Here is a 25,364-nt window from a genome sequence, read left to right as displayed (position 1 = left end):
CGGCTTCAGCATCGCCTCGAGGTCCTCGGTGGTGAGCGGGTGCAGCGAGCGGGCGGCCAGCCGGCCCTGGCGGTCGACCACGATGGTGGTGGGGCCGCCACCGGGCCCTGGGCTGCGCGACGTCGGCGTCAGGTGCCGTACACGCCGACCTCGTGCAGCGAGTAGCCCCAGTTGGTGCCGCGCTGCTGCCCGTGCACCCGGACGTAGCGGGCCGAGACGCCGGGGAAGCGGGCCGTGTCCACGCCCCCGTCACCGGTGGTGGTGGACCAGACCGAGCGCCAGGTGGAGCCGTCGGTGGACACCTCGATGCGGTACGCCCTGCCGTAGGCCCGTTCCCAGTCCAGGGTGACCCGCCGGATCACGCTGGTCTCCTTGAGGTCGATCTGCAGCCACTGGTCGTCGCTCCACTCGCTGGCCCAGCGGGTGCCGGTGTCGCCGTCCACGGCCCGTCCGGGCGCGAAGCTGACGAACGGGTTCCACCACTCGGTGGAGCTGGCCGCGGCGGGCGAGCCGGCGGCGAGGTTGACGCCCGCCCGGTGGTTCTCGGACGCCGCCCAGGTGTGCAGGTAGGACTCGGCGCCGCGGAACAGGTCGTCCACCACGTCCTGGCCGCCGACCTGCCGGATGTCCTCGATCCAGTCCGGGACCAGGCCGTAGTGCGCGGCGCCGTCGGTGTTGAGGTCCCAGGTGCGCTGGCCGGCGGTCTGCCGGTCGATCAGGGACCCGCCGTCGACGCTGCGGAACGGGTACTTGACGGGGTTGGGCGCGTCGGCACCGCGCGGCGCCGGCCAGCCGCCGACCCCGTTCATGTCGGTGCCGTAGCCGTAGCCGACGCCGTACTTGTCGCGCAGCGCGTCGGTGCGCTTGGCCTCCGCGCTGAACGCCTCGGACCCGCTCATGTACTGGGCGGCGAACCCGCCGAGCTTGTAGAGGCGCTCGGTCCAGCCGAGGTCCATCCAGCTGTGCGAGGAGATCACGCCCGGGTACGACTCGGACTCCAGGATGTCGAAGGCCTGGTCCGCGGCCTTGACGCTCATGTGGTCGATCTCCAGCATCATCTTGCGCTTCATCATGCCGCGCACGGCGTAGGCGCCGAGGTCGGTGAGCCCGCGGGTGTTGCACTGCGCCCCGGCGGCGTACGACGGGACGGTGACGCCCGGCGGGAGCTCCTTCTCCGCCTGGAGCGCCGGCGCCAGACCGATCGGGTTGTCGTGCTGCGGTCCGGCGCACTGCTCGGTCTGCCAGAAGGTGCCGGTCGACAGGAACTGCCCCACGTTGATCGCCGTGCCGAGCGCCCCCTCGTCGAACCGCACGCCGCACAGGGCGTTGTCGAACTTGTGGCACAGGAACATGCTGCGCACGCCGAGCCCGTACAGCTCGTCCAGCCCGCGGTCGATGTCGGCCTTGCTGCACTGGCCGACGTCCAGGATCTGCTTGCAGCCGAACGGCTCGGAGGTCTCCACCCCCAGCACCACGGCCAGTTTGCCCTGCTCGATCACCTGGCGCGCCTGGTCGGAGTCGGTGACGATCCGGAACCAGCCCTTGCCCGGGCCGCCGTACATCTTGTCGATGTACGCCTGCATGTCGTACGACTTCTGCGCCTCCAGGCGGATGGCGGACATCTCGTCGCAGCCGCGGTCCTTGAAGAAGTAGACCGAGCAGATCACGCCGTTGGTGACCAGGTCGTTGACCAGCACCCGCTCGCCGCCGCGCCAGGCGCGCTCCACCCAGGCGTAGTAGTTCTGCTGGTGGGTGAGCGAGTCGTGGGCGGGCCAGTCCTTGAAGGTCGGCCAGCCGACCGGGTCGTGCTTGCCGTCGCCGCCCTTGGTGATCATGTCGAAGATGGCGAGCGAGCCGTCGGGGTAGTGCTCCGGGCAGTCCTTGAGCGCGTCGGCGACGCCCAGATCGGAGAACGGCTTGCCGCAGATCAGCCGGCCGCCGAAGCCCTCGTTGGCCATGATGTGGTCGTGCGCGTCCACGAAGCCCCGGACGTGGCCCTGCGCGTCGGTGCCCTTGAACGGCTCACCGGTGACGTTGACCCCGGAGTCCGGTGCCGGGCGCGCGGTCGGCACCCACCACCCCGACTCGGCCGAGGCGGCGGGCGCGGGGGCGAGCGCCATGGCCACCAGGGCGAGCAGCAGCGCCAGGACCGCGGTGGGCCGGCGTCTGCTGTGCCCGTGCCTGCTGTGCGTGTGTCGAACCATGGTGATCACTCACGCCTTCGGTCGGCGGACGGCGCGGCAGCGCAGCCGGACCGCCGGCGGGGCGTGCGAGCGCGCCCCACCGCCCGGGCGACTGTCATGTCCCGCACGCAAGATGCGACGAGAATCCCGACTGTTGGACATTCAGTCAATAGTCCGGGACGGATGACCTGATGGACCGTCGGTTCACCCGGACCCGGTTCCACCGCCCGGCGGATGCACCTCTGCGCCGACGCGCGGACGGCCGCTCACGGTGTGTCGCCGGACCAGTCCCAGCGCCGGGGATCCCCGGCCCGGGGCCCGTAGTGGGCCCGGCCGCCCGGCCCGTGGAAGCCGATCTCGGTCGGCAGCCCGGCACCCTCGGCCAGCTGCTCGTCACTCCAGTCGGTGACGTCGAGCAGCAGGCCGTCCAGTGGGCCGGCGACCAGCTCGCGGTACCGGTGGCCGGGCCGCGGCCCGGGATCGGGGTCGTCGTGGTCGGCGCCGTACACCCGGCCCCGCAGCAGCGCTTCGTCGTCCATGACCGCCAGCCTCCCAGCCGGGTCCGACAACCGCCGGGCACGGCCGGGGCGGCCTGCGGCGCAGCACCGCACGGACATCGGCCGGCCGCACCGCATCTGCGGGTCCACCGCCCCTCGGGCCGCCCGGCAAGCGCGATCAGCCGAACCAGACGATCTCGATCACGTGCAGCCGGCTGCGGGCGCGGTTGGTCCAGTACACGACGGTGAGCGGGCCGATCGCGGCCGTGCGCACGTCCTCGCCCTCCGGGTCGGTGCTGTCCCACTGCGGCCAGCCCCAGGGGGTGCGGGAGGCGATGTCGAGGACGTCGCGCACCATCTCCTGGACCGGGGCCGGCAGGTCGACCAGCACCTTGGCCGCCTGCGGGGACAGCCGGGCGGGCCAGGCCGGCCAGGCCCGCCCGCTCATCCGCGCACCCCGCGGCCGGGCGGACGGACGGCCGCCGGGCACGGCGGGGCAACGGGCGGCCGGTCGGGCAGGTGGTCGGGCTGTGCGCCCATCGGGTCCTCCACGCAGGGTGTCGTCGTCACCGTACGCCATCGGATCGCCGACGGTGGCGGGCATCCGCAGATCCCCGCCCTCCTGTACCGGAACGGATCAGGCCGACGCTCCGTCAGCACGGCCGCGGCCCGCCGGCGGGTACCCGGCGGGGCCGCGGGCGGCGGCGGAGGGCCGGTGCGTCAGGAGACGTCGACCGCCGCGTCGTCCAGGACGAAGGAGGTCTGCTTGGTGTAGTCCTCGGTCCCGGTGAACTTCAGCGTGACCGTCTGCCCCGCGTACCCGGACAGGCCGAAGGTGTGCTGCTGGTAGCCGGCGGCCGCGTCGGTGTTGGAGTAGGTGGCCAGGGTGGCGAGCACGGTGCCGGAGGGGTTCAGCACCTGGACCTTCAGGGTGTCGAAGACCGTCGTACCGGAGGCCGCGGTGTCGATGTGCAGCCAGAAGCCGAAGGTGTAACCGGCGCAGCCCGCCGGGAGGGTGACGGTCTGGGCGAGGGTGTCGGTGGTGGCCGTTCCGTAGCCGTCCAGCCAGGCGTCGTAGCCGCCGGAGTGCGGGGGCTCGCCGGAGCTGCTGTTGATGGCGCTGGAGCCGCCGGAGTTGGTCTCGGTCCAGGACGCGGTGGAGCCGGCTTCGAAGCCCGGGTTGGCGAGCAGCTGGGCGGCGGTGCAGCTGCCGCCAGCGTTGATCGTCCAGGTGAAGGCGGCGCTGGCGGACGGGCCGGTGGAGTCGGCCGCGCCGGCGGTGACCTGGTAGCTGCCAGCGGTGGTGGGGGTGCCGCCGATGAGTCCGGTGGCGGGGTTGACGGACAGGCCGGGCGGCAGGCCGGTGGCGCTGTAGGTCAGCGTGCCGCCGGCGGTGTCGGTGGCGGACAGCTGGAGGCCGGTGGCGGTGCCGACGGTGCCGGTGCGGGCGCCGGGGTCGGCGAGCGTGACGCTGCCGGTGCCGGTGCCGGATCCGGTGCCGGCCAGCCAGGCGGTGGCGTTGAGGGCGAGGGCCGCGTCGGTGCCGGCGGGGTCGTCCCAGCCGTTGTAGAGGGTGTTGCCGCTCTGGCCGGTGCCGTCGTCGGCGGGTGAGCTGTCGCCCCAGATGGCCACCCGGCCGGCGCCGAAGGTGCTGGTGACGAAGAAGGCGCCGGTGGTGCCGCTGTAGCCGGTACGGTACAGCAGGCCCTTGACGGCGGGGTTGTCGGCGGGCCTGAGGGTGAAGGTGGTGCCGTTGCGCAGGATGGAGCCGGTGACGGTGCCGAACGGGCCGTGCAGGACGGGGTCGGCGGCGTCGGTGACGGCGCGCGGGTTGTCGGTGGTGATGTTCAGCAGGTCGACGGAGAAGCCGAACGGGTCGGTGTCGTCGACGCCGTTGCTGGTCAGCAGGTCGTTGATGACGGCCGGGGAGTCCCAGCCGTCGTTGTTGCGGTCGCTGACGTTGTGGTCGGAGATCAGGAACAGCCCGCCGCCGTGCTGCACGAACGTCATCACGGCGGTCTTCTCGGCCGTGCTGAGGCGGACGTTCGGCTCGGGCAGCACGAAGGTGTCGAAGTTGGCGAGGTCGAGGGTGCCGCCGGTGCCGTAGGTGATGGTCTGTCCGGCGGGCAGGGTCTTGAGGCTGTACTGGCCGGTCTTCTGCAGGGCGACGCCCCAGGCGGAGAGGGCGCCGGTCCAGCTCTTCTCGGTGGTGGGGTTCGGGTTCTGGGTGAGCGGGTCGGGCTGGGCGGTGCTGATGATCCAGTCGGCGTTGCCGGCCGTCTCGGCCTTGGTGTTGTCGAACAGCACCCGGTGGGCGGCGGCTGCCGCGGCGGCTGCCGGCGCCGGGGCGGCGGCGGCCTGCTGCGGGGCCGCGCCGAGACCGGTGAGCGCGGCGAAGGTGGCCGCGAGGGCGGTGGCGAGTAGGGCGGCCGGGCCGCGGAGGGTGGAGTGGGGGATTCTGTGCATGCGTCAAACTCCTCGTGCCGTGGGGACAGAGGGCAGAGCTACGCGCGTAGGCGCACTGCCGAAGAGCAGGATGGGGGGCGCCGGCGTCGTATCCCCCCAGCATCGGGCAACGATCGCTTGAACGGAACACGTCGAACGGACACCCGTGTCACGGCGGGCCGCTCACCACCCGGTCGGCGACGCTGCGTCAAGGCATTCGCCCCGTACGGCGGTTGCGCCATGCGGCCGCACCGGGAGCACCCAGGGGCGAAGGGCAGCGCGGCGTCCGCGGTGCGCGCCGGGTCCGGAGCGGGCGGTGCGCACCGCGGACGGCGGATACGCTCGGAAGGTGTCCGCACCGGCGGGCCGCGGCCGTCCCGGCGGCCGCGCCGGGCGGACGGTGGCCCGCGCACGGACGGGAGGACGCGATGTCCGAGGAGACGAGGCCCACGGAGACCCCGGTGGTCCCGGCCCACGGGTACGGCGAGTCGCTGTTCCAGCCGTGGCGGCCCGGCGAGGGCGAGCGGATCGACCTGGGCTCACAGGCGTACGACGGGTTCACCCGGGCCCGGCTGCGGGCGCTCGGTGCGGGGCCGGGCAGCCGGGTCCTGGACGTCGGCGCCGGAACCGGCACGATCGCCCGCTGGCTGGCCACGGAGGTCGGCGCCGAGGTGCTCGCGGTCGACCGGGACGTCCGCTTCCTGGAGCCGTACGCGGGCGGCCGGCTGCGCACGCTGGCCGCCGATGTGACCGCGCCCGGCTTCGACCCCGGCCGCTTCGACCTGGTGCACGCCCGGTTCCTGCTGATGCACCTGCCCGGCCACCGCGAGGTCGCGGCGCGCCTGGCCGGCCTGCTGGTCCCCGGCGGCCACCTGGTGCTGGGTGATGCAGTGGATCTCACCACCGCCGGGGCGCCGGACACCCCGTACCGGCTGGCGATGCGGGCGATGTGGCGGGCCCTGCGCACCGGCATCGGCACCGACGTCGGCTGGACACCCGGGTACCCGCGGCTGCTGCGCGAGCTGGGGCTGACCGCGGTCGGCGCCGAGGTGCTGGTGCCGGAGCTGACCGCGGGCAGCCCGATCGCCGGGTTCTGGCTGGAGACCTGGGCGCGGATCCGGGAGGCGATGCTCGCCACCGGCCTGGTCGACGCCGCCGTCCTCGGCGAGGCCGAGCGGGCTCTCGCCGAGGGGACGGCCGCGGACCTCTCCCCCGGCCTGATCACCGCGTGGGGCCGCCGCCCGTAGCCCCGACCGCCGGACGCCCGGGCTCCGCCCGGAGGTCCCGCGCAAGCGCCTCGGCCCCCCGCCGGCCTGACGGCACCCGGCCAGCGGCCCGCGGCCCTTGGCTGGTGGCGGGCGGCTGGCGGCGGGCCGCAGGCGGCAGGCGGCAGGCGGCAGGCGGCACGGGTGGGCCGGACGGGTGACAGGTGCGTCAAGGGCCCGTCAGGAGGCGGCACCGGCAGGTCAAGGGCGCGTCAGCGCCGGCGGCGGGTACCACGGTTCGGCCTAGCGTCGAACCGTTCACGCCGGGTCGACGAGGAGCCGGCAGAACCCGCCACCACCTTGGAGCACCAGCATGGTCCGCACCGACACCCCTGCTCCGGAGCCTGCCGATCGTCCCGTCTGGCACGTCCCGGTCCGGGACGGCCGGGCGGCCGTCACCGTCCTGCGCCTGTTCCGGCAGCGCGACGGCAGCCGCTGCGCCGTCGGCTTCAGCTCCGCCGCGGCCCTCTCCGCGCTGCTCGGCCCCGCCCAGCGGTCCGTCACCCTCACCGAGCCCGCCCTGCGGGCCCTCATCGCCCCGCTCGGGGTGCGCGCCCTGGTCCTGGACCCGCAACTGGTGGCACCGCCGGTCGCCCCCGTCCCCGGCGGACCGCTGACCGCTCCCCCGGCCCAGCTCCAGCACCAGTGGTGACCCCGGCTCCCGCCCCGGGTCCGCCCGCCCCGGACGGCGCCCCGGCCGTACCCCGGCCCCTGCGGCTGGTGACGGCCGGGCCCGCGGAGCCGTCGGCGGCCGCGCCGCAGCGGCCGCTGCGGGCCCTGGCCCGGATCAGGTCCGGGCCCGTCCCACTGGACTTCGACCTGCTCGCCGCCCGGATCCCGGCGGTGCTCGACGGTCTGGCCCTGGCCGGCGACGCCGACCTGGAACTCCGGCTGGCCTGCACCGGCCCGCAGGAACTGCGCGAGGTCACGGCCGAGCTGCTGCGCTGCGGGGCCGCGCAGGTCCGGGTGGAGTTCGTGCTGCGCGCCCTCGCCCGCCGCCCGGACGGGCCACCGCCACCGCCACCGCCACCGCCACCGCCACCGCCACCGCCGGCCCCGCGCCCGGCCGCCCTCGTTCCCGAAACCGTGAGGAGTGCCACGCCATGACCACCGTCGTCGCCCGTCCCGCCGTGCTGCCGCAGAGCGGGCACCCGCTCGGCAGCCCCTGGCCCGCCTCCGCCCGGGCCGGGGCCCACGGCGACCTGCTGGTCGGCGGGGTCGGCCTCGCCGAGGCCGCCGACCGGTTCGGCACGCCGCTGTACGTGCTGGACGAGCAGGAGGTCCGGGCCAGGGCCCGCGCCTACCGCACCGCACTGCCGGAGGCCGAGGTGCTTTACGCGGCCAAGGCCTTCCTGTGCAGCGCGATGGCCGACTGGGTCGGCGAGGAGGGCCTGGGGCTGGACGTCTGCTCGGCCGGTGAGCTGCGGCTCGCCGTCGCCGCGGGCTTCCCCGCCCACCGGATCCTGCTGCACGGCAACGCCAAGAGCCCGGAGGAACTGCGGCTGGCGCTGCGCCTGCGGGTCGGCCGGATCGTCATCGACAGCCTCGCCGAGATCCCGCGGCTGGCGGCGCTGACCGTCGCCCGGAGCCCGCAGGCCGTCCTGGTCAGGGTGGTGCCGGAGGTCGCCGCCGGACACCACCCCGCGGTACGGACCGGGGTCGGCGGCCAGAAGTTCGGCTTCCCCGTCCGGGGCGGCGACGCCGCCGAGGCGGTCCGCCGGGTCCTGGAGCAGCCCGGACTGCGCCCGGCCGGCCTGCACTGCCACCTCGGCTCCCAGATCACCGAGGTGGAGCCGTACCTGACGGCCGTCGACCGGCTGGTCGACCTGCTCGCCGAGGTCCGCGACCGGCACGGCGTCGAGCTCCCGGAACTGGACCTGGGCGGCGGGCACGGGGTCCGCTACCGCCCGGGCGAGCCCGCACTGGACCTGGCCGACTTCGCCCGCCGGGTCCCGGACCGCCTCGCCGAGGCGTGCGGGCGGCACGGCCTCGCGGTGCCCAGGCTGCTGGTCGAACCGGGCCGGGCGGTCGCCGCCCCCGCCGGCGTCGCCGTCTACCGGGTGCTGACCGTGAAGCACGGCTCGGACGGACGGGTGTTCGCCGCGGTGGACGGCGGGATGAGCGACAACCCGCGGCCGGCACTGTACGGCTCGAAGTACGCGGTCCGGCTGGTCGGACGGGCCACGGACGCGGCGCCGCACCCGGTGGACGTGGTCGGGCGGCACTGCGAGGCCGGCGACGTCCTGGTCCCCGGCGCACTGCTCCCCGCCGACCTGCGGCCGGGCGACCTGCTCGCCGTCCCCGCCGCCGGGGCGTACCAGCTCTCCATGGCGTCCGGGTACAACCTGGTCGGCCGCCCCGCCGTGGCCGCCGTCGACCGGGGCCGGGCCCGGCTGCTGATCCGCCGCGAGACGGTCGAGGACTTCCGGACCCGCGAGGTCGGCCGCTGAGCGGCGCGCGGTGCCCGCAGGGTTCACCGGGTTGGCGGTTTCGCGGCCCGGGCCGTTCGGACGTGGGCTGACCTCGAGGTCGCGAGGAGGGCCCGGTGGCGGAACCCGTCAGGGTCCGGTGGTCGAGACCGGTGAGCTTCCCGTGGGAGGCGGCACCGGGGACGGTGGAGCAGGCTCGGTTGCGGAGTCGGGGCTATAGTGCAGGCCTTTGAGGGACAGTCGGTTAGGCCGTGCCCTGACCGCATCGCCGAGGAGGCCGTCCGATGGGACCCGTCACGCTGATCACCGGGGGCTCGACCGGCATTGGTGCCGCGACCGCCCGAGCCCTGCTCAAAGAGGGCCACCGGGTGGCTGTCACCGGACGGGACGCGGACAAGCTGGCCGCCTTCGCCGCCACGGCCGGAGCGGGCGAGCGGCTGCTGACGATCACCGGGGACACCAGCGACGAGCACGACGTCGCGGCCGCCGTGCGCCGCGTGGTGGACACCTGGGGCCGGCTGGACAACGTCATTGCCAACGCCGGGTTCTCGCTGCCCGGGAATCTGGAGAGCCACGCCCCCGAGGACATGCGGGCCATGGTCCTCACCAACGTCCTCGGCCCGGCGCTGCTGGTGCGGGAGACCCTGCCGCAGCTCAGGGAGTCCAAGGGCCGGATCGTGCTGATGGGTTCGGTCGCGGGAGTGCGCCACACGCCCGGCAACCTGTACTCGGTCACCAAGTGGGCCGTGCACGCGCTGGCCGAGAACACCCGGCTGCTGGTCGGCCAGGACGGGGTCGGCGTGACCGTCGTCGCTCCCGGAGTGGTGGACACCCCGTTCTGGGACGAGCGCGGCGGCAGCCCCGAGACGGCGCTGACCGCCGAGCAGATCGCGAACACGATCGTCTTCGCCCTCAACCAGCCTGCGGGCGTGGACATCAACCACATCACCATGCGGCCGACCGGGCAGCTCGGCTGAGCAGACTGTCAGAATGCTCGAACCGTTGCGTCGGCGCGGGACCGGCCCCGCAACGTCCTCGAACCCACGATCACCAAGCTCGATTGAACAACGGCTACTTCGGCACACCGATGTGGTCTGGGCGTGATCCGCTGTGACGGACACCCCTGATCAGGGGGCTTCGGCCCCGGAGGTATGACGTCCGTCCGGGTTCGAGCACCCGCCATCGCCGACCCGGCGGACCGATGCGGTCACCGCACTAGAAGACTGGCCGATCATGCTGAATAACCAGGTGCCCAAAGCTGACGGACCGTCCTACCGTGGCTGGATGATTGACGCACCCCCAGCTCAGGCTGCCTTCGACATCGAGATCCGCCCTATCGGTGAGCACGAGATCACCACCTGGGACCGCGCACTGATGCGCGGTTTCCTCAGCCCGCACGAGGGCGACGGCACGGAGGTGCGCCACCGGCAGTTCGTTCCGGGCCGCTGGCTGGCGGCGGTGGACCATACGGCGGGCGGGGCCTTCGTCGGTACCTACCGCAGCTACGACCTGGAGCTGGCCCTCCCGGGCGGAGCCGCCGTACCGGTGCACGGGATCACCGGGGTGAGCGTGGCAGCCACCCACCGACGGCGCGGGCTGCTCAGCCGGATGCTGAACGGCGACCTGGCCGCTGCCCGCGAGCGCGGCAGCGTGGCCGCCGTGCTCATCGCGGCCGAGTACCCGATCTACGGACGCTTCGGGTTCGGCCCCGCGACGCGGATGGCCGGGCTGACGGTCGACGTGCCGAGGTCGGGGGGCCTGCGGTCAGGGCTGCGCACCCCGGCCGGCGGACGGATCGACTTCGCCACTCCGGAGGAGGTTCGCAAGCTCGGCCCCGAGTTGTACGACCGCTGGCGGCTCACGCAGCCCGGCGCACTGAGCCGACCGGCCGCCAACTGGGCGATGGACACGGGCGAGGTGGTGCTGCCCGCGCGTGGCTGGAAGGAGCCCTTCTTCGCCGTCCACCGCGATGCGGCCGGGGTGGTCACCGGTCTGGCCGTCTACCGCGTGGACGACAAGTGGATCGGCATGGCGCCGGACTCGACCCTCAAGGTGATGGACTTCCTCGCCCTCGACCGGCCGACTGCCAACGCCCTGTGGCGGCTGCTCTTCGCGGTCGACTGGGTGCAGCGCATCGAGGTTGAGGACATCGGCCCGGACGATCCGCTGCCGCTGCTGCTGGCCAACCCGCGCGCGGCCACTCCGCACGTCTCCCAGACGGACTTCACCTGGCTGCGGCTGCTCAACCTGCCCGCCGCCTTCGCCGTCCGCCGCTACGCCGGGCCCGGCCGGATGGTGCTGGCCGTGACCGACCCGCACGGCTGGACCAGCGGCAACTGGCTGCTGGAGACGGCCTCGGACGGCACCGGCCGCTGCACCCCCACCGAATTGCCCACCGACCTCACCCTCGGCGTGAGCGAGCTCAGCACCCTCTACCTGGGCACCGAGGCCGCCAGCCGCCTGCTGGCCGCCGGGCTGCTCGCCGAAGACACCCCGGGCGCGGCGGCCCGCCTCGACCACCTGCTGCACACCCCGATGCGGGCCTGGAACACGCTCACCATCTAGCAGCGGTCCGGCCGATCACTGGTTGGTGCGCCCGGTCGGCGGTAGGTGTCTGCGCGGTCCCATAACCTGCGTCCATGACCACCGAGTACCTCTCGACGATTGACGCGTTGGCCGTGCAACCGTTCCCGGAGGCGGCCTGTGGCGACGCCTTCGGGGGAGGTGGACCAGAGCATCATGTGCGTGAACTGCAGGTCAGTCGGGACTTCTGGGATGACGACGACGGGCAGGCCTGGGTTGAGGCGGAAGCCGAACTGCGGGCCTGCATCGACGACCTGTCCGCGCACCTGACGGCTCGGTGGGGCAATGCGTCCGTTGTGGAGCTCGGGCCGTACCTCAGTGCCGGCTGCGAGGGCGAGCAGGTGCCCGAACCCCTCGGCTACCTCAGCCAGCAGGCCGTGAGCATGCAGGTATGGCCGCTCCCCGACAGCGCTCGTTGGCTTGCGCTGGCGATCGGCCAGGCCGACAAGGAGCTGCCACTCATCCTGTTTGCTGCGGTCGGCCAGGCTTCCGCACTCGGCTTGAACGCGAGTGGCCGGTCATGAGCGGAGCCACACGATGACAGCTGCAGCCGAGACGGTGCCGAGGAACACATAGCCGCCCTTGTCATACCAGGTGGCCACCGCACGGAAGTTCTTGAGCCTGTTCACAGCTCGTTCGACGGTGTTGCGTTTCTTGTACCGGTCCTCGTCGAAGCCGGGTGGCCGTCCGCCTCGCGATCCCTTGCGCAGGCGGGCGGCCCGGCTGTCGGCCTTCTCCGGGATCGTGTGCCGGATGCCGCGCCGCCGCAGGTACTCGCGGCAGGGACCGTTGCGGTAGGCCTTGTCGGCCGCGACGCTCTCCGGTCTCTTGCGGGGCCTGCCTGCGCCGGGCCGGGGGACCCGGATCTTCTCCAGCACCGGAACGAACCGGGTGCCGTCCGCGCTCAGGTGGATTTTGCTGGTGAAGCCACCGCGAGAGCGGCCCAGGCCTTCGCCTCCTGCACCGCCTCCACCAGCCGGCCTACGAGGCTCTGCCACGGAGTCTCGTCCTGGTGTTCCAGCGACTCGTCCCCTTCTGAGCCGGTGAGCGCCGGCGGCGGCTCGGTGCGGGCGCCGGCCGCGTGCCGGTGGGCACGCACGATGGTGGAGTCCACCGAGATGTCCCAGTCGATCTCACCGGCTGCGCCGGCCGTGGCCTGGACCCGCTGCAGCAGCCGCTCCCAGGTGCCGTCCGCCGACCACAGCCGGTGCCGCTCGTAGACCGTCTTCCAGGGGCCGAACCGCTCCGGCAGGTCCCGCCAGTGCACCCCGGTCCTCACCCGGTGCAGAATCCCGTCGATCACCTGCCGGTGGTCACGCCACCGCCCGCACCGACCCGTTGCTCACCGGTATGAACGGCCGCAGCCGTTCCCGCTCCGCGTCCGACAGATCGCCGCGTTCTCCCCGCCCCATAACGGGAAGAACGAGCAGACCCGACGACAGTCACATGATCGGCCGGACAGCTCCTAGCCGCGGCGGCCGGGCAGCGCCTCGGGCGCCACGGGGGCCAGGGGCACGACGGTGGCTCCTGGTGCCATGGCGGAGCGGGCCAGGCAGTGGTGGCAGTGCAGCACTCGCACCTGCTCCCCCGACCGCAGCCTCAGCACCGCCCTGACCGCCAGCGCCACCGCGGCAACCGCACCGCCGAGCAGCGGCCCGGCGAACCCGGCCCGCCCCTGCGCGAGCATCGCCCAGCCGTACGCGCCGAGGGCGACCGCCGCCACGACCCGGGCTTCGCCGAGCGTCCGGACGACCGGCCACCGGTTCTCGCCGAAGACGGACAGTCTGACGCTCTCCTCGCAGCGCGGGCACTGGACGCCCCGCGGCAGCATCGCGTCCGGCGCCGCATCCGGCACAACGTGGTCGATGGTCCCCGCCCTCTGCGTCATGTCCCGCAACCTACCTGACCGGCGGTCAGCAACGGCAGGGCCCGGGCGGCGGAGCGGCACCGCCCGGCACCGCCCGGTACCGCCCGGTACCGCCGAAAAGCGTGGTGGCTGCGGCCGCCCGGGCCGTATCGTGCCCCGCTGTTGGATCGGGAACGCGGAGGTCGGGTGCAGGTTGGGGAGTACGGCGCCTGGGGGCGGGAGTTCCCGGTCAGGTATCTGCTGGTCGGGGAGGACGAGGGCGGCGGCGAACTGGTGCTGGCGAGGTCCGCCGGGGTCGAGGGGCTGTTCCGCGACCCGGTGCCGCCGCCCCGGGAGGTGCTGACGCTGCGCGGGTGCAGCCCGCGGGGCCGGCTCGCGGAGGCCGTCGGTGGGTCCGGTGCTGCGGCCGAGCTCGGCGACCTGTGCGTCGAGGTGGGCAACGGCGAGCGCCCTGTGCAGTGGTGGACCCTGGTGGACACCGTGGTCATCGCCCACCGGCCCGACCCGGCCGACCCGGCCCTGCTGGACATCACCATCGGCGCCGGCGTGGTGCCGGACCCCGCGTTCGCCTTCGGCCCACCCCGCTCACCCACGTTCGAGGTGTTCCCAAACCTGGGCGACGCCCCCGGTCTCGGCCGGTGTGCCGACGTGCACGGCCTGCTCGTCACCCGCCCGACAGCCGTCACTCCCCTGCACCTGATCGGTTGTGAGTCCGCCGAGCCGCTGCTGGGGACGGTCCGTCGGCGGGGCCGGTGGCCTCGGCGCACCGAGCTGTTGGCGCTCGACCGCGACGGCGAGGTGATGACCCGCCGGCCCGTGGTCCTGGCCGTCAAGGGGTCGCGTCCGTCCGTCCTCGGGGGCGGTCTGCTGGACGTCGCCCTCGCCGACACCTCGGACCGGCCATCGCGCGCCGCCCGTGCCGTCTGGGAGGCGTGGTACGCGGGCCGCCCGCGGGAGCGCAACCTGTGGGCGCGCCTCGACCGCGAGGGCCGGGAGCAGTGGCTCGACCTCACCTTCCGTGGCGGCGACCTTCCGGCCCGGGACGTGTCCGGCGGCGTCCACCACCTCGACGGCCGGTACGTCACCGACGATGCCGCACTGCACTGCGCGCTGGGCGAGGCGCTGCTGGGACCGGGCGGGTACTTCGGCCGGGAGTGGAACGCCTTCGCGGACTGCCTGGGCGGCGGGTTCGGCGTGGCGCCGCCGTTCACCCTGGTCTGGCACGACGCCGAGGCCGCCCGGCGCGCCCTCGCCGAGGAACACCTCCTGCCGGATGACGGGCCGTCCTACTTCGAGGCCGTCGTCGCACGCCTGGAGCGCTCCGGTGTCACCGTCGTCCTCGCGTAGCCGCCGCGGCCCGGGGCCATCGCCTCGGGGGCCATGACCCCGGCGAGGTTCTGCTTCGGCAGACTGCTCGTATGGACGACTCCGCCGGAACTCAGGCACCGATCCGCCGGCTGACCGACCCCGCGGAGGCGAGCGCGGCGTTGGAGCTCGCCGTACCGGGACTCACCGCGCTGCGGCCGCCGACGCCACGCGCCATCGACTGGCCTTTGCTGGAGGCCGAGTTGGGCGTCGCGCTGCCGGCCGACTACCGACTCCTCTGTGCGCTCCACCCATCCTTCGTGGTCGGCGGCTTCCTGGGTGTCGGCATGCCGGAGCCCGGTGGGGAGAGCGACTGGGTGCGGGCGACGCGGGAGGAGCTGGAGACCGTCGCGGAGTGGTGCGCGGAGGCCGACTCGGCCGTCCCGCTCCATCCGTTCCCGGCCCCGGGTGGTCTGCTTCCCTGGGCCGCGTCACCGCAGGGGGACTTCTTCTTGTGGCGTACCGGTCCGGCGTCCCCGTAGGAGTGGACGGTCACCGTCGCTTCGCGGCGTTCCGTCTGGTGGGAGTACACGGGTGGGGCGGTCCAGTTCCTCGCCGACCTTGCCGGGGGCGTGCTGGAGCCGTGGGCGTTGCCCCGGATCCGCGCCGAGGTGGTGGCCTGGTGAGCCCTCGGGGGCCGACCGAGGGCTGCGCCCATCCGGTCAGCGGTGCGCCTCACGATCGGGTCGGGACCCGGCGGCGGGCTCGGCGGGCGGGCCGGGTGCGGGTCGGCCAGGTGTGGTGGTGGCGGTCGATGACGTAGGCGTGGCCGTGCTGCCAGCCGCCGGTGGCGGTGCGGGCGCCGGCCAGGTGCGGGTGGTCGGCCGGGAGGTCGGCGTGGACGTGGTCGAGGCGGACGGGGTCGCGGGCGGGCCAGAGCAGAAGGGCGGCCACCGCGCCGGTCAGGGCGGTGACGCCGAGCACGGCCGCGGTGACCGGCAGGCCCGCCGCCGCGGCGAGCCATCCGGCCAGTGGGTACGTCAGCAGCCAGCAGCCGTGCGAGAGCGAGAACTGGGCGGCGAAGGCGGCGGGCAGGTCGGCATCGGCCGCCGAGCGGCGGATCACCCGCCCGCCGGGGGTCAGGACCGCCGAACCGGCCGCGCCGATCGCCGCCCAGGCCGCGAGGACCGCCCACCACGACCAGCTGCTCGGTGCGGCGGCGCCCAGCAGCGCGACGACGCCCAGCACCGGCGCGAGGGCGAACGCGGCGGGCAGCATCACGGCGCGGTCGCCGGTCCTGCGCAGCAGCGCGGGCAGGGCGAGGGCCGCCACGATGGACCCGGCGCCGTACGCACCGAGTGCCAGCGACACGGCGCCCACGCTCCGGTGGAAGTGGTCGCGGACCAGGACGACGGTGTCGACGAAGACGATCGCCCCCGCGGCGGCGACCGCCAGGTCCAGGGCGAGCAGGGCCCGCAGCCGAGGGGTGGCCCGGAACAGGCGGGCGCCGAACGCGATGCCGGCGTACACCCCGCCCGCGCGCTCCACCGGTTTCGGCGCGGGCAGGACGGCGGAGACCACGAGGGCGGCGGAGGCCAGGAAGCCGACAACGGTACCGGCGAACAGCCAGCCGTACGGGAGCACGGTCAGCAGCAGTCCCGCGAGGGCCGGGCTGAACAGGCTCTCCAGGTCGTACGCGAGACGGGACATCGACAGCGCCCGGGTGTAGTCGCGCTCGGCCGGCAGTACCTCGGGAACGGTCGCCTGGAAGGTGGGGGTGAACCCCGCGGAGGCCGCCTGGAGCAGGAAGATCAGGACGTACACCTGCCACACCTGGGTCACGAACGGCAGCGCGACGGCGACGGCGGCCCGGGTGAGGTCCAGGGTCACCATCAGCGCGCGGCGCGGCACCCGGTCCGCGAGCGCGCCCGCCAGCGGTGCGACGGCGACGTACGCGACCATCTTGATCGCCAGCGCCGTGCCTAGCACCGCGGACGCGTCGGCGCCGGCCAGGTCGTAGGCGAGCAGGCTCAGCGCCACCGTCGCCAGCCCGGTGCCGACCAGGGCGACGACCTGTGCGGTGAACAGGTGGCGGTAGGTGCGGTTGCGCAGCACGGACAGCATCGGCCCCGTCCCCAGGTGGGAGCGATCGGACCGGGCCATCGTAACCAATATGTGCATACCCATGCACCTGTTGGGCGTCCACATGCGGGGCCCTGTGGGTCAGGGAGCTGGTCAGGAGCGGGTCAGTCGTGCGGCGGCAGGGCGCCGATCTGGTGGTCGGCGACGTTCAGCGCCTCGTCCACGAGGCGGCGCAGGTGTCCGTGGCGCAGCGAGTACACGACGCGGCGGCCGTCCTTGCGGGTCACCACCAGGCCGGCGAGCCGGAGTTTGGCGAGGTGCTGGCTGACCGAGGGCCGGGCCGCGCCGCACGCCTCGGTGAGGGTGGTGACGTCCGCCTCGCCCTCGCCGAGCCGCTGCAGCAGGGCCAGCCGGGTGCGGTCGGCGAGCAGCGCGAGGACGGCGGCCGCGACCTCCAGCCGCTCCCCGCTCGCGTTCTCCTGCACAGGGTGTGCACCTGCCACGCTCGTGCCCGAGGTCATGCGTCCCATCGTAGGGGCGGCCGGACCCGGCCCGTGCCCGGGTGCGCACCCACGCACATCCACGGTCGTACGCTGGCTGCATGCAGAAGCTTCCGACACCGGCTGGGCCGTCGAGCGGCGTGGCGTCGGCCGACGGGGCCGCGGCGCAGGATTCCGGGCTGGCGGAGGTCCGGCGGTTGCTCGCCGGGCGGGGCGTGGTGGTCCTCAGCGGTGCGGGGCTCTCCACCGAGTCCGGCATCCCGGACTACCGGGGTGTCACCGGCAGCCTGCGGCGCCGGACACCGATGACGTACCAGGAGTTCGTGGCGAGCGAGGCAGGCCGGCGCAGGTACTGGGCGCGCAGCCACGTCGGCTGGCGGACCATCGCCCGGGCCGAGCCCAACGCCGGCCACCGGGCGGTCGAGGAGCTGCGCCGGGCCGGCCAGGTGTCGGCGGTGATCACCCAGAACGTGGACGGGCTGCACCACCGCGCCGGGACCTCGGACGCGGTCGAACTGCACGGCGGCCTGGACCGGGTGGTCTGTCTCGGGTGCCACCGCACCAGTACGCGCGAGGAGCTCGACCGGCGCCTGCACGCGCTCAACGACGCCGTCCTGGAGGCGGACCCGCCGGTGGTCAACGCGGACGGGGACGCCGAGCTGCCGGACGCCCTGGTGGACGCGTTCCGGGTCGCGCCGTGCGAGGCGTGCGGTGGGGTGCTCAAGCCCGATGTCGTGTTCTTCGGGGAGAGCGTTCCGAGGCCGCGGGTCCAGCAGTGCTTCGACCTGGTCGACGCGGCGCGGGCGCTGCTGGTCCTCGGGTCCTCCCTGACCGTGATGTCGGGGCTGCGGTTCGTCCGCCACGCGGCGCGGTCCGGGAAGCCCGTCGCGATCGTGAACCAGGGCGCCACCCGCGGTGACGACCTCGCCGCCACGCGGGTCTCCCTCCCGCTCGGCGCCGCCCTCACCGCGCTGGCGGGCCGGCCGGGCCACGCCGGCGCCGTAACGCCCGCCCGTTAGCCGCTGCCCGCCCGTCAGCCGGTGCCCGCCCGTTGGCCGGTACTACCCGCGCCCGCGCCGGGGCGGACGCGGGTGCTCCGCGCGCTCGATCAGCCGCCCTGGGCGAACGCCTTGGCCGCGGCCAGTTCGGCGCCGGCCATCTCGTGCACGGCCTCCAGGTACTGGTACGCGTCGGCTCCGATCGGCACTCGGAGCGGGGTGCCGGGGGTGGCGACCAGCCGCAGGACCAGGGCCGCGAAGTCCTCGGGGCGGCCCAGCTCGGGGTTGTGCGCCATGCCGCGGACGCCGTCCCGGGTCTCGTCGACGGCGGCGCCACGGTAGGCCGGGATCCGGACGGCGGGTTCGGCGGCCGCGCTGCCGTAGCGGGTGGCGAAGCCGCCCGGCTCGACGGCGGTGACCCTGATGCCGAACGGCGCGACCTCCGCGGCCAGCGCCTGAGTCATGCCCTCCAGGGCGTGCTTGCCCGCGACGTACGCGCCCATGCCGGGGAAGGACAGCCGCCCGGCGATCGAGGAGACGTTGACGATGTGTCCGGCGCCCCGCGCCCGCATCCCGGGCAGCACCAGTCGGGTGAGCCGCCACGGCGCGACCGCCAGGACCTCCAGCTGCTCGCGCAGCTCCTCGTCCGAGACCTCCTCCACGGCGCCGAGCAGGCCGGTGGCGGCGTTGTTGACCAGGACGTCGATCCCGCCGAGCCGCTCCTCGGCGATCCGGACGGCCTCGGCACAGCTGTCGGGGTCGCGGATGTCGAGGGCCGCGACCCGGACCCGGTCGGGGTGGGCGGCGGCCAGTTCGTCGAGGGCGGCGGGCTTGCGTGCGGTGGCCAGGACGGTGTCCCCCGCCGCGGCCACGGCCTCGGCCAGCGCGGCGCCGAGCCCCGACGAACAGCCTGTCACCAACCAGCGGCGTGCCATGGTCTCCCCCTGTGCGTCGTCCGTGGATGATCCGGTCGGATCCGGCCTCCCACGGTAGAGATGCGGCGGCGCCGGTGCCCGGGATCCGGTCCGTCCCGCGGGGGCGCGCGGTCTCGTCCCGGCGCGCACGGCACGGCGGCCGTGCGCCTGCTGCGCCCCGTACGCCTCCGCCGCCCACCACGCGCTCTGCCGGCCACCACACGCCCGCCGGCCGGTCCGTCGGCGGACGGTCCGTCAGCGGGTGGGTGGGCGGACCACGCCCAGCAGCAGCGCGACCAACTCGTCGACGACCTGGTCGAGGTCGGCCTCGAACTGCCCCGCCGTCCAGTCGTGCAGCAGGCCGTTGACCGCGCCGATGAACGCGGTGGCCGCGATCCGGAAGTTTCGGGGTGCGGCCTCGCCGCGGTGCACGGCGGCCTCCGCCTCCGCCACGATCAGGTCGACCCAGCGGGCCCGGCGCACCAGCCGCTGGCGCTCCAACTCCTCGCTGACCCCGATGATCTCGACGAAGGCGATCCGCAGCCGCCGTCGGTCGCCGGTGGCGGCCGTGACGTAGGCCCGCAGGACGGCGGCGATGCGCCGGTCGAACCCGAGGGCGGCGGTGTCGTCGAGCGCGGCGAGGACGGCCTGCTCGGTCCAGTCGTTGACCAGCAGGTGCAGTTGGGCGAGGACGTCCTCCAGGTTGCGGAACTCCTCGTAGAACTGACGGGTCGACAGCCCGGCGGCCTCGCAGAGCGCGGTCACCGAGGCGGCACGGTAGCCGGGCCGGTCGCCGAACTGCTGGAGCGCGGCGGCGAGGAAGCGCTCGCGCCGCTCGGTGCGCCGCTCCTGCGCCGACCTGCCGCCGTACGTGCCCGTGGCCCGCCCCACCGCTCCCCGCCCTTCGACGCTTCGACACTTCGACGTTCCGGAGGTCCTGGCCCGATTGTCGCGCACGGGGTCTTGTCAGGGTCGCGGCGGGATCCCTACCGTCGAGTAGCGCCAATCTGACAACCCGTCTTTTCAGACTGTGTGCCCAGGAGAAGGAGCCGCGATGTCCGCGCTGCCCGAGCTGTCCCCCGCAAGCCGTCGATCTGCCCGCGGGAGGTCCCGTCCGGCCCGCTCACGCGCGCTCGGCACCCTCGCGGCCGCGCTCGCCCTCGCCACCACCGGCCTCACCGGCGCCGCGGGCGCGGCCCCCGCCGAAGGGACGCGGGCGACGGCGCTGCGGGAGGTGATGTTCGTCGGCAACAACTGGGACGGCACCGCCGACGTCATCCGCTCCAGCGGCGACTTCGCCAGGATCGGACGGGTGAACGTCATCCCGGACCGCGACCAGCGGCTCACCGAGATCTACCTCAACCCCGTCAAGCTCGCCTTCTTCCTGGGGATCAGGCTCGGCCCGGGCGAGGGCCACGACCAGTTCGTCGACGACATGTACTCGACCCCGGACGGCTCGGCCGTGGTGGTCTCCCGGCCCAGCTTCGCCGACGTCGTCTCGATCGACCTCGCCAGCGGCCGGATCAACTGGCGCTTCCCGGTCTCGGGCTTCCGCTCGGACCACATGGCCGTCTCGCCGGACGGCACCCGGGTCGCCGTCTCCGCCTCGACCTCCAACACCGTCCACGTGCTCGACATCAGGACGGGCGCCCAGCTCGGCTCGTTCGCCACCGGCGACAAGCCCCACGAGAACCTCTTCACCGACGGCGGGCGGCAGATCTGGAACATGTCGATCGGCGAGGTCAACACCGCCCTCGACGCCCCGTGGCTGGACTGGACCAAGGGCGACCGGCACATCACCGTCGTCGACGCCGCGACCCTCGCCCCGGTCAAGGTCATCGACATGCGCGACCGGCTGGACGCCTTCGGCCGCAGCGACCTGTCCGACGCCGTACGCCCGGCCGTCTTCACCCCGGACGGGTCGAAGCTCTACTTCCAGGTCTCCTTCTTCAACGGCGTCGTCGAGTACGACGTCGCCACCGACCGCATCACCCGCATCGCGACGCTCCCCAAGAACCCCGCCACCAGCGAGGACCGGACCACCTGGGTCAACGACTCGCGCCACCACGGCCTGTCCGTCAACCCGGCGGGCGACCGGCTCTGCGTCGCGGGGACGATGGACGACTACGCGACCGTCGTCGACCGGGCCACCCTCCGGGAAGGGCCGCTGGTGCCCGCCGCCAAGCCGTACTGGGCGACCGTGAGCGGCGACGGGAAGTCCTGCGTGATCTCCGAGAGCGGGGCGGACCAGGTCACCGCGATCGACTTCGCCACCGGTCTGAAGACCGTCTCGGTGCCGGTCGGCGACCATCCGCAGCGCGTCCGGCTCGGCCATGTCCCGGCCGACTGGACCGGTCCCGCCGCCCGCTGACCGCTGACCGCCCCACCGGCGCCTCGCCGCGGCCGGCCCGCGGGTGGTCGCCGTCGCCGGGCCGGTAGCAGACTGGGAACGGGCCCGGCCCCACCTCCCGGCCGGGCCCGTCCACGGCATCCGCCGCCGCGCACGGGCGCGGCCCGGCGGTGCACGGGAGTGAGGGGTGTGCCCATGGGACAGCCGGCCATCCGGGTCGAGGGCCTCAGCAAGCGCTTCGGGTCACTGACCGCCCTCGACCAGGTGGACTTCGACGTGCCACCGGGAACCGTCTTCGGCCTGCTGGGGCCGAACGGCGCGGGCAAGAGCACCACCATCCGGATCCTGACCACCATCCTGCGGCCGAGCGGCGGGCGCGCCGAGGTGCTCGGCCACGACGTGGTCCGGGAGGCGTCCCTGGTCCGGCGGCTGATCGGCCTCGCGGGCCAGTTCGCCGCCGTGGACCCCAACCTCACCGGCCGCGAGAACCTCCGGCTGATCGGCCGGCTGACCCAGGTCACGCGCCGCCGGATCCGCCCCCGGGCGGCCGAACTCCTCGACCGCTTCGACCTCGCCGGGGCCGCCGACCGGCCGGTACGGACGTACTCGGGCGGCATGCGACGGCGCCTCGACGTCGCCGCCGCCCTGGTCCCCGAACCGCCGGTGCTCTTCCTGGACGAGCCGACCACCGGCCTGGACCCGCAGAGCCGCAGCGCACTGTGGGAGCTGATCCGCGAGCTGGTGAACGACGGGACGACCGTCCTGCTCACCACCCAGTACCTGGAGGAGGCCGACCGGCTGGCCTCGCGCGTGGTCGTGGTCGACGAGGGGCGGATCATCGCCGACGACACCCCGGCCGCGCTCAAGTCCGGGCTCGGCGACACCGTGATCGAACTGACCATGCCGGACGAGGACGCGGCGGTCCGGGCGGCGGCCGCCGCCACGGGCGGGCTCGGCGAGCCACCGCAGCGGGAGGGTCCGCTGCTCAGGGTCGCCTCCCGGGACGGTTCCGGGGTTCTGTTCGACCTGCTCCGGCTGCTCGACGCCGAGGGCCTGGTGCCACGCTCGGTCGCGGTGCGCGAGCCCAGCCTCGACGACGTCTTCCTGGCGCTGACCGGCCACCGCACCCGATCACCCGAACCCGCCGCCCCCGCGACGCAGGCAGGCACCCCGTGACCGCGACGGCTGCCCGCCCGTACCCGTCGGCCCGGCGCCCGCCCGGCCCGGCGCGCCTGTGGCTACGCCTGTCCGCCGTCGCCCGCGACGGCCTCGCGGTGGCCTGGCGCAACCTCATCGCGCTGCGCCGGGTGCCCCGGCTGCTGGTGTTCTCCACCATCCAGCCGCTGGTCTTCGTCCTGATGTTCCGCTACGTCTTCGGCGGCGTGGTCGAACCGGCGCTCGGCCCGGTCAGCTACGTCGACTTCCTGATCCCCGGCATCTTCGTGCAGACCGCCGTCTTCGGGTCGATGAACACCGCGATCGGCCTGGCCACCGACATGCAGACCGGCCTGATGGAACGGTTCCGCTCGCTGCCCATGGCCCGCTCCGCCGTACTGGTCGGCCGAACGGCGGCGGACCTCGCCCGCAACGTCTTCGTGGTGGCCCTGATGACGGCCGTCGGCTTCGCCATCGGCTTCCGGATCCACGCCGGGGTGCTCTCCTTCCTGGGCGGGGTGCTGCTGGTCCTGGCGTTCGGCTTCGCGATGTCGTGGATCTTCGCCGTGGTGGGGCTCGCCGTCGGCGACCCGGAGACGGCGCAGGCAGCCGCCTTCCCGGTGCTCGCGCCGCTGGTGTTCGCCTCCTCCGCGTTCGTCCCGGTGGACACCATGCCCGGGTGGCTGCAGGCGTTCGCCGCCCACCAGCCCGTCTCCAAGACGGCCGAGGCCGTCCGGGTCCTGGTCCTCGGCGGCCCGGCGACCAGCGCCGTCTGGCAGTCCCTCGCCTGGGACGCGGGGATCATCGCCGTCTTCGCCCCGCTGGGCGTCTGGTTCTACCGCCGCGCCGTGTAGCCGGGCCGTGGCGTCCCTGCCCAGGGGGTACCGCGTGCGTCGGCGCGGCACCCGTCGACCCGCCGCGCCCGGCCTGCGATGATCACCGGGGAGAGACAGCACCTGGACCCGGGGGAAACATGATCGCTGTGGTACTGATCGGCGCTCTGGCGCTCACCGTCGGCGGCTGCGTCTGCGTGGTGTGGGCCGACCGCGGCGGGCCCCGCTGGGTACGGGCCGTGGCCACGGTCACGCTCGCGGCGGGCCAGCTGGTGCGCCGCTCGGCACGGGACCGCCGCCGCAGCCTGGGGCGCAACCAGGGCGACAGCGACTGCTAGGGCGCGTCCGGCGGATCCCGTCGGACCGGCGCCCGGCGTCTGGCGCCCGGCTCAGTCGGGGTAGGCGTAGCGGCTCAGGCTGTCGATCAGGTCCTCGACGAGGCTGCCGAACGGGGTGATCTCCCAGTCGTCGGCGAAGCCTTCCCGGAGCAGGAGGTCGCTGAGCGCATCCACGAGTTCCTGCGCCTCCTCCGTCCCGGGCGGGGTCGTCGGCGACAGCGTGACGCCGCGGTTCTGGGCCGCCAGGTCCAGGGTCGCCCGCGCCTCGGCGGATCCGGTGAACCATGCGAGGCGGTACGGGCCGCCGCCCGCCACCGGCGGCTGCGGCCGGGCCTCGGGTGGGACCGCGCCCGGGTCGGCGGGCTCCGAGTCCTCCGCCCGCTCGCCGGGCCCGTCCGCCCCGGACTCGTCCGTCCCGGTCCCGGCGCGCCGGGCGAGCACCGCGACGGCGGGTACGCCCAGCGCCAGCCATCCCGCCGCGAGCAGCCAGCCGCCGAGCACGTCGAACGGCCAGTGGACGCCCAGGTAGATCCGGGTGAGGCCGACCGCGACCGCCGCCACGCCGAGCGTGATGGCGGCGGGGACCGCACGGCTCCGCCGGGTGCACCGCAGCAGGGCCCAGGCCAGCAGACCGGCGGCGAGCGCGGCGGTGAACGCGTGACCGGACGGGAAGGCGTAGCCGCTCGGGTCCGCCGAGACCCAGTCGGCCTTCGGCGGCCTGGGCCTGGCGAAGGCGGTCATCAGGCCGCGGCGGACCGCCTGGCCGGTCGCCAGGATCACCACCGGCGCGCAGGCCCACAGGATCCGGCGCCCGGCGGGTCGCAGGGACCGGGTGAGGACGAGTCCGGCGGCCAGCGCGGCGGCGTACGGCGGGATGCCCGAGCCGAGGTCGGTCACGGCGGCGGCCAGGGTCACCGCGGCGGACGGACGGTGGGTCAGTACCCAGGCGTGCAGGGACGATTCGGCGGCCGTCGGCTGCCAGTCATGGCGGGCCAGCAGCGCGGCCAGCACGGCAAACGCCAGCAGCGGTGGACCTGCGGTGAGCAGGACCGTTCGCGCCTTCGGACGGGACCACCCGGGTGGCGGCCACACCGCGGGGCGGGTGGACCAGGACATCGGAGCGGCACCTCTCGTCACCGGGGCACCGTCGCACCCCCACTACGTCGACACTACTGTAGACACGCCTGCCGAGCCGACGGGTCGCCGCCACCGCGGACGGCCGGTGGCCACGGTGGTACCGCGGTATCACCGGGGCCACCGAAGTCGCTCCCGGGGTACCACGATCCGGGACGTGCCCGCCTTTAGCGTGGTTCACAGGACAGCCGCTCAGGGGCCGCACCGCGCAGCGGGCAAACCGGATTGCGCAGGCCGTGGTTGTCGGACCAGGACAGCTCCCACGCACCGGCACCCCCGGGAGGGCGGCATGACCACCATGACCTGCACCAGCGTCACCCTGGAGACCGTCCCTGCGGCACCGGCCCGGAAGGCACAGCCGCCGGCCGCGCCGACCGTCGTGGCCGCCGCGGGGCGCCGTCGCCGAGACCGGGCACGAACAGCTCCCAGATCCCGGAGGAGCCGAGCGAGCGCATCGGGTGGCCGGTGCCGTCCCAGTGGTTGAAG

General features: G+C 74.3%; 25 protein-coding genes and 1 pseudogene. 14 read left to right on the top strand and 12 right to left on the bottom strand.

Annotated elements, in window-relative coordinates; translation table 11 throughout:
- Positions 1 to 128: 128 nt before the first annotated feature.
- From AB0D08_RS33855 to AB0D08_RS33840, 4 genes are all read right to left on the bottom strand, one after another.
- Complete coding sequence (locus AB0D08_RS33855) at positions 129 to 2,204, bottom strand: discoidin domain-containing protein (RefSeq protein ID WP_051813953.1); 2,076 nt, start codon at positions 2,202 to 2,204, stop codon at positions 129 to 131.
- A 245-nt stretch (positions 2,205 to 2,449) separates the two neighbouring features.
- Positions 2,450 to 2,722 (bottom strand): hypothetical protein, encoded by a 273-nt coding sequence (locus AB0D08_RS33850; RefSeq protein WP_359894078.1) that lies wholly within the window; start codon positions 2,720 to 2,722, stop codon positions 2,450 to 2,452.
- 136 nt (positions 2,723 to 2,858) lie between these two features.
- On the bottom strand, positions 2,859 to 3,128 hold the full coding sequence (locus tag AB0D08_RS33845) for a hypothetical protein (protein ID WP_033824254.1): 270 nt from the start codon (positions 3,126 to 3,128) through the stop codon (positions 2,859 to 2,861).
- A 272-nt stretch (positions 3,129 to 3,400) separates the two neighbouring features.
- On the bottom strand, positions 3,401 to 5,146 hold the full coding sequence (locus AB0D08_RS33840; protein ID WP_359894076.1) for a putative Ig domain-containing protein: 1,746 nt from the start codon (positions 5,144 to 5,146) through the stop codon (positions 3,401 to 3,403).
- Between the two features lie 407 nt (positions 5,147 to 5,553).
- Here AB0D08_RS33840 and AB0D08_RS33835 point away from each other — a divergent pair, with 407 nt between their 5' ends.
- The 7 genes from AB0D08_RS33835 (at position 5,554) to AB0D08_RS33805 (ending at position 11,926) form a co-directional block, all read left to right on the top strand.
- Entirely contained in the window at positions 5,554 to 6,372 is an 819-nt protein-coding gene (locus tag AB0D08_RS33835; protein WP_051813987.1) for a class I SAM-dependent methyltransferase, read from the top strand.
- A gap of 331 nt (positions 6,373 to 6,703) precedes the next feature.
- Positions 6,704 to 7,042, top strand: coding sequence for an SAV_915 family protein (locus tag AB0D08_RS33830; protein WP_033824367.1), 339 nt, complete (start codon positions 6,704 to 6,706; stop codon positions 7,040 to 7,042).
- Positions 7,039 to 7,497: a hypothetical protein gene (locus tag AB0D08_RS33825; RefSeq protein ID WP_359894074.1), complete on the top strand. Its 459-nt coding sequence runs from the start codon at positions 7,039 to 7,041 to the stop codon at positions 7,495 to 7,497. Before AB0D08_RS33830 ends, AB0D08_RS33825 begins: the two co-directional genes overlap by 4 nt.
- A complete protein-coding gene (gene lysA, locus AB0D08_RS33820; protein ID WP_359894072.1) occupies positions 7,494 to 8,840 on the top strand; it encodes a diaminopimelate decarboxylase in 1,347 nt (448 codons plus the stop codon). Before AB0D08_RS33825 ends, lysA begins: the two co-directional genes overlap by 4 nt.
- 263 nt (positions 8,841 to 9,103) lie before the next feature.
- Complete coding sequence (locus AB0D08_RS33815) at positions 9,104 to 9,796, top strand: SDR family oxidoreductase (RefSeq protein ID WP_095878598.1); 693 nt, start codon at positions 9,104 to 9,106, stop codon at positions 9,794 to 9,796.
- A gap of 307 nt (positions 9,797 to 10,103) precedes the next feature.
- Entirely contained in the window at positions 10,104 to 11,384 is a 1,281-nt protein-coding gene (locus AB0D08_RS33810) for a GNAT family N-acetyltransferase (protein ID WP_359894070.1), read from the top strand.
- 74 nt (positions 11,385 to 11,458) lie between these two features.
- Positions 11,459 to 11,926, top strand: a complete 468-nt coding sequence (locus AB0D08_RS33805) for a hypothetical protein (RefSeq protein ID WP_359894069.1) — start codon at positions 11,459 to 11,461, stop codon at positions 11,924 to 11,926.
- Here AB0D08_RS33805 and AB0D08_RS33800 read toward each other — a convergent pair.
- Positions 11,921 to 12,814 (bottom strand): annotated as a pseudogene (locus AB0D08_RS33800) (IS5 family transposase). The gene AB0D08_RS33805 and the pseudogene AB0D08_RS33800 sit on opposite strands and share 6 nt — an antisense overlap.
- 53 nt (positions 12,815 to 12,867) lie before the next feature.
- Complete coding sequence (locus AB0D08_RS33795) at positions 12,868 to 13,290, bottom strand: hypothetical protein (protein ID WP_359894068.1); 423 nt, start codon at positions 13,288 to 13,290, stop codon at positions 12,868 to 12,870.
- Between the two features lie 165 nt (positions 13,291 to 13,455).
- Here AB0D08_RS33795 and AB0D08_RS33790 point away from each other — a divergent pair, with 165 nt between their 5' ends.
- Complete coding sequence (locus AB0D08_RS33790; protein WP_359894066.1) at positions 13,456 to 14,616, top strand: barstar family protein; 1,161 nt, start codon at positions 13,456 to 13,458, stop codon at positions 14,614 to 14,616.
- A gap of 71 nt (positions 14,617 to 14,687) precedes the next feature.
- Positions 14,688 to 15,116 carry an SMI1/KNR4 family protein gene (locus AB0D08_RS33785; RefSeq protein ID WP_359894065.1) on the top strand — a complete coding sequence of 143 codons (429 nt, stop codon included), beginning with the start codon at positions 14,688 to 14,690 and terminating at the stop codon, positions 15,114 to 15,116.
- Between the two features lie 193 nt (positions 15,117 to 15,309).
- On the opposite strand, the gene AB0D08_RS33780 is transcribed toward AB0D08_RS33785, so the two are convergent.
- A complete protein-coding gene (locus tag AB0D08_RS33780) occupies positions 15,310 to 16,698 on the bottom strand; it encodes an MFS transporter (RefSeq protein WP_359894081.1) in 1,389 nt (462 codons plus the stop codon).
- A 122-nt stretch (positions 16,699 to 16,820) separates the two neighbouring features.
- A complete protein-coding gene (locus AB0D08_RS33775; RefSeq protein WP_051813985.1) occupies positions 16,821 to 17,177 on the bottom strand; it encodes a metalloregulator ArsR/SmtB family transcription factor in 357 nt (118 codons plus the stop codon).
- An 80-nt stretch (positions 17,178 to 17,257) separates the two neighbouring features.
- On the opposite strand from AB0D08_RS33775, the gene AB0D08_RS33770 reads away from it, so the two are divergent.
- Complete coding sequence (locus AB0D08_RS33770; RefSeq protein ID WP_051813984.1) at positions 17,258 to 18,175, top strand: NAD-dependent protein deacetylase; 918 nt, start codon at positions 17,258 to 17,260, stop codon at positions 18,173 to 18,175.
- Positions 18,176 to 18,264: 89 nt separating this feature from the next.
- On the opposite strand, the gene AB0D08_RS33765 is transcribed toward AB0D08_RS33770, so the two are convergent.
- Positions 18,265 to 19,089: an SDR family oxidoreductase gene (locus tag AB0D08_RS33765; RefSeq protein ID WP_033824356.1), complete on the bottom strand. Its 825-nt coding sequence runs from the start codon at positions 19,087 to 19,089 to the stop codon at positions 18,265 to 18,267.
- 234 nt (positions 19,090 to 19,323) lie between these two features.
- Entirely contained in the window at positions 19,324 to 19,959 is a 636-nt protein-coding gene (locus AB0D08_RS33760) for a TetR family transcriptional regulator (protein WP_033824355.1), read from the bottom strand.
- 163 nt (positions 19,960 to 20,122) lie between these two features.
- On the opposite strand from AB0D08_RS33760, the gene AB0D08_RS33755 reads away from it, so the two are divergent.
- The 4 genes from AB0D08_RS33755 (at position 20,123) to AB0D08_RS33740 (ending at position 23,744) form a co-directional block, all read left to right on the top strand.
- The gene (locus AB0D08_RS33755; protein WP_359894061.1) at positions 20,123 to 21,439 is read left to right on the top strand and encodes a YncE family protein; all 1,317 of its coding nucleotides are present in this window, start codon (positions 20,123 to 20,125) and stop codon (positions 21,437 to 21,439) included.
- A 174-nt stretch (positions 21,440 to 21,613) separates the two neighbouring features.
- On the top strand, positions 21,614 to 22,594 hold the full coding sequence (locus AB0D08_RS33750; protein WP_033824354.1) for a daunorubicin resistance protein DrrA family ABC transporter ATP-binding protein: 981 nt from the start codon (positions 21,614 to 21,616) through the stop codon (positions 22,592 to 22,594).
- Positions 22,591 to 23,427 carry an ABC transporter permease gene (locus AB0D08_RS33745; protein WP_233289321.1) on the top strand — a complete coding sequence of 279 codons (837 nt, stop codon included), beginning with the start codon at positions 22,591 to 22,593 and terminating at the stop codon, positions 23,425 to 23,427. Before AB0D08_RS33750 ends, AB0D08_RS33745 begins: the two co-directional genes overlap by 4 nt.
- 119 nt (positions 23,428 to 23,546) lie before the next feature.
- Positions 23,547 to 23,744: a hypothetical protein gene (locus tag AB0D08_RS33740; protein WP_033824353.1), complete on the top strand. Its 198-nt coding sequence runs from the start codon at positions 23,547 to 23,549 to the stop codon at positions 23,742 to 23,744.
- 51 nt (positions 23,745 to 23,795) lie between these two features.
- On the opposite strand, the gene AB0D08_RS33735 is transcribed toward AB0D08_RS33740, so the two are convergent.
- Both AB0D08_RS33735 and AB0D08_RS33730 read right to left on the bottom strand, forming a co-directional pair.
- Positions 23,796 to 24,860: a phosphatase PAP2 family protein gene (locus AB0D08_RS33735; protein WP_051813982.1), complete on the bottom strand. Its 1,065-nt coding sequence runs from the start codon at positions 24,858 to 24,860 to the stop codon at positions 23,796 to 23,798.
- 332 nt (positions 24,861 to 25,192) lie between these two features.
- On the bottom strand, positions 25,193 to 25,364 hold a 172-nt coding region (locus AB0D08_RS33730; protein ID WP_359894080.1), incomplete at its 5' end, for a hypothetical protein.

This window comes from Kitasatospora sp. NPDC048540, assembly GCF_040651175.1.
Lineage (GTDB): Bacteria > Actinomycetota > Actinomycetes > Streptomycetales > Streptomycetaceae > Kitasatospora.
This window is presented reverse-complemented; position numbering and strand designations above follow the sequence as displayed.

Coding starts and splice junctions, on each gene's coding strand:
- AB0D08_RS33855 (WP_051813953.1), bottom strand. CDS start 2,204: ATGGTTCGACACACGCACAGCAGGCACGGGCACAGCAGACGCCGGCCC.
- AB0D08_RS33850 (WP_359894078.1), bottom strand. CDS start 2,722: ATGGACGACGAAGCGCTGCTGCGGGGCCGGGTGTACGGCGCCGACCAC.
- AB0D08_RS33845 (WP_033824254.1), bottom strand. CDS start 3,128: ATGAGCGGGCGGGCCTGGCCGGCCTGGCCCGCCCGGCTGTCCCCGCAG.
- AB0D08_RS33840 (WP_359894076.1), bottom strand. CDS start 5,146: ATGCACAGAATCCCCCACTCCACCCTCCGCGGCCCGGCCGCCCTACTC.
- AB0D08_RS33835 (WP_051813987.1), top strand. CDS start 5,554: ATGTCCGAGGAGACGAGGCCCACGGAGACCCCGGTGGTCCCGGCCCAC.
- AB0D08_RS33830 (WP_033824367.1), top strand. CDS start 6,704: ATGGTCCGCACCGACACCCCTGCTCCGGAGCCTGCCGATCGTCCCGTC.
- lysA (WP_359894072.1), top strand. CDS start 7,494: ATGACCACCGTCGTCGCCCGTCCCGCCGTGCTGCCGCAGAGCGGGCAC.
- AB0D08_RS33815 (WP_095878598.1), top strand. CDS start 9,104: ATGGGACCCGTCACGCTGATCACCGGGGGCTCGACCGGCATTGGTGCC.
- AB0D08_RS33810 (WP_359894070.1), top strand. CDS start 10,104: ATGATTGACGCACCCCCAGCTCAGGCTGCCTTCGACATCGAGATCCGC.
- AB0D08_RS33805 (WP_359894069.1), top strand. CDS start 11,459: ATGACCACCGAGTACCTCTCGACGATTGACGCGTTGGCCGTGCAACCG.
- AB0D08_RS33795 (WP_359894068.1), bottom strand. CDS start 13,290: ATGACGCAGAGGGCGGGGACCATCGACCACGTTGTGCCGGATGCGGCG.
- AB0D08_RS33785 (WP_359894065.1), top strand. CDS start 14,688: ATGGACGACTCCGCCGGAACTCAGGCACCGATCCGCCGGCTGACCGAC.
- AB0D08_RS33780 (WP_359894081.1), bottom strand. CDS start 16,698: ATGCTGTCCGTGCTGCGCAACCGCACCTACCGCCACCTGTTCACCGCA.
- AB0D08_RS33775 (WP_051813985.1), bottom strand. CDS start 17,177: ATGACCTCGGGCACGAGCGTGGCAGGTGCACACCCTGTGCAGGAGAAC.
- AB0D08_RS33770 (WP_051813984.1), top strand. CDS start 17,258: ATGCAGAAGCTTCCGACACCGGCTGGGCCGTCGAGCGGCGTGGCGTCG.
- AB0D08_RS33765 (WP_033824356.1), bottom strand. CDS start 19,089: ATGGCACGCCGCTGGTTGGTGACAGGCTGTTCGTCGGGGCTCGGCGCC.
- AB0D08_RS33755 (WP_359894061.1), top strand. CDS start 20,123: ATGTCCGCGCTGCCCGAGCTGTCCCCCGCAAGCCGTCGATCTGCCCGC.
- AB0D08_RS33750 (WP_033824354.1), top strand. CDS start 21,614: ATGGGACAGCCGGCCATCCGGGTCGAGGGCCTCAGCAAGCGCTTCGGG.
- AB0D08_RS33740 (WP_033824353.1), top strand. CDS start 23,547: ATGATCGCTGTGGTACTGATCGGCGCTCTGGCGCTCACCGTCGGCGGC.
- AB0D08_RS33735 (WP_051813982.1), bottom strand. CDS start 24,860: ATGTCCTGGTCCACCCGCCCCGCGGTGTGGCCGCCACCCGGGTGGTCC.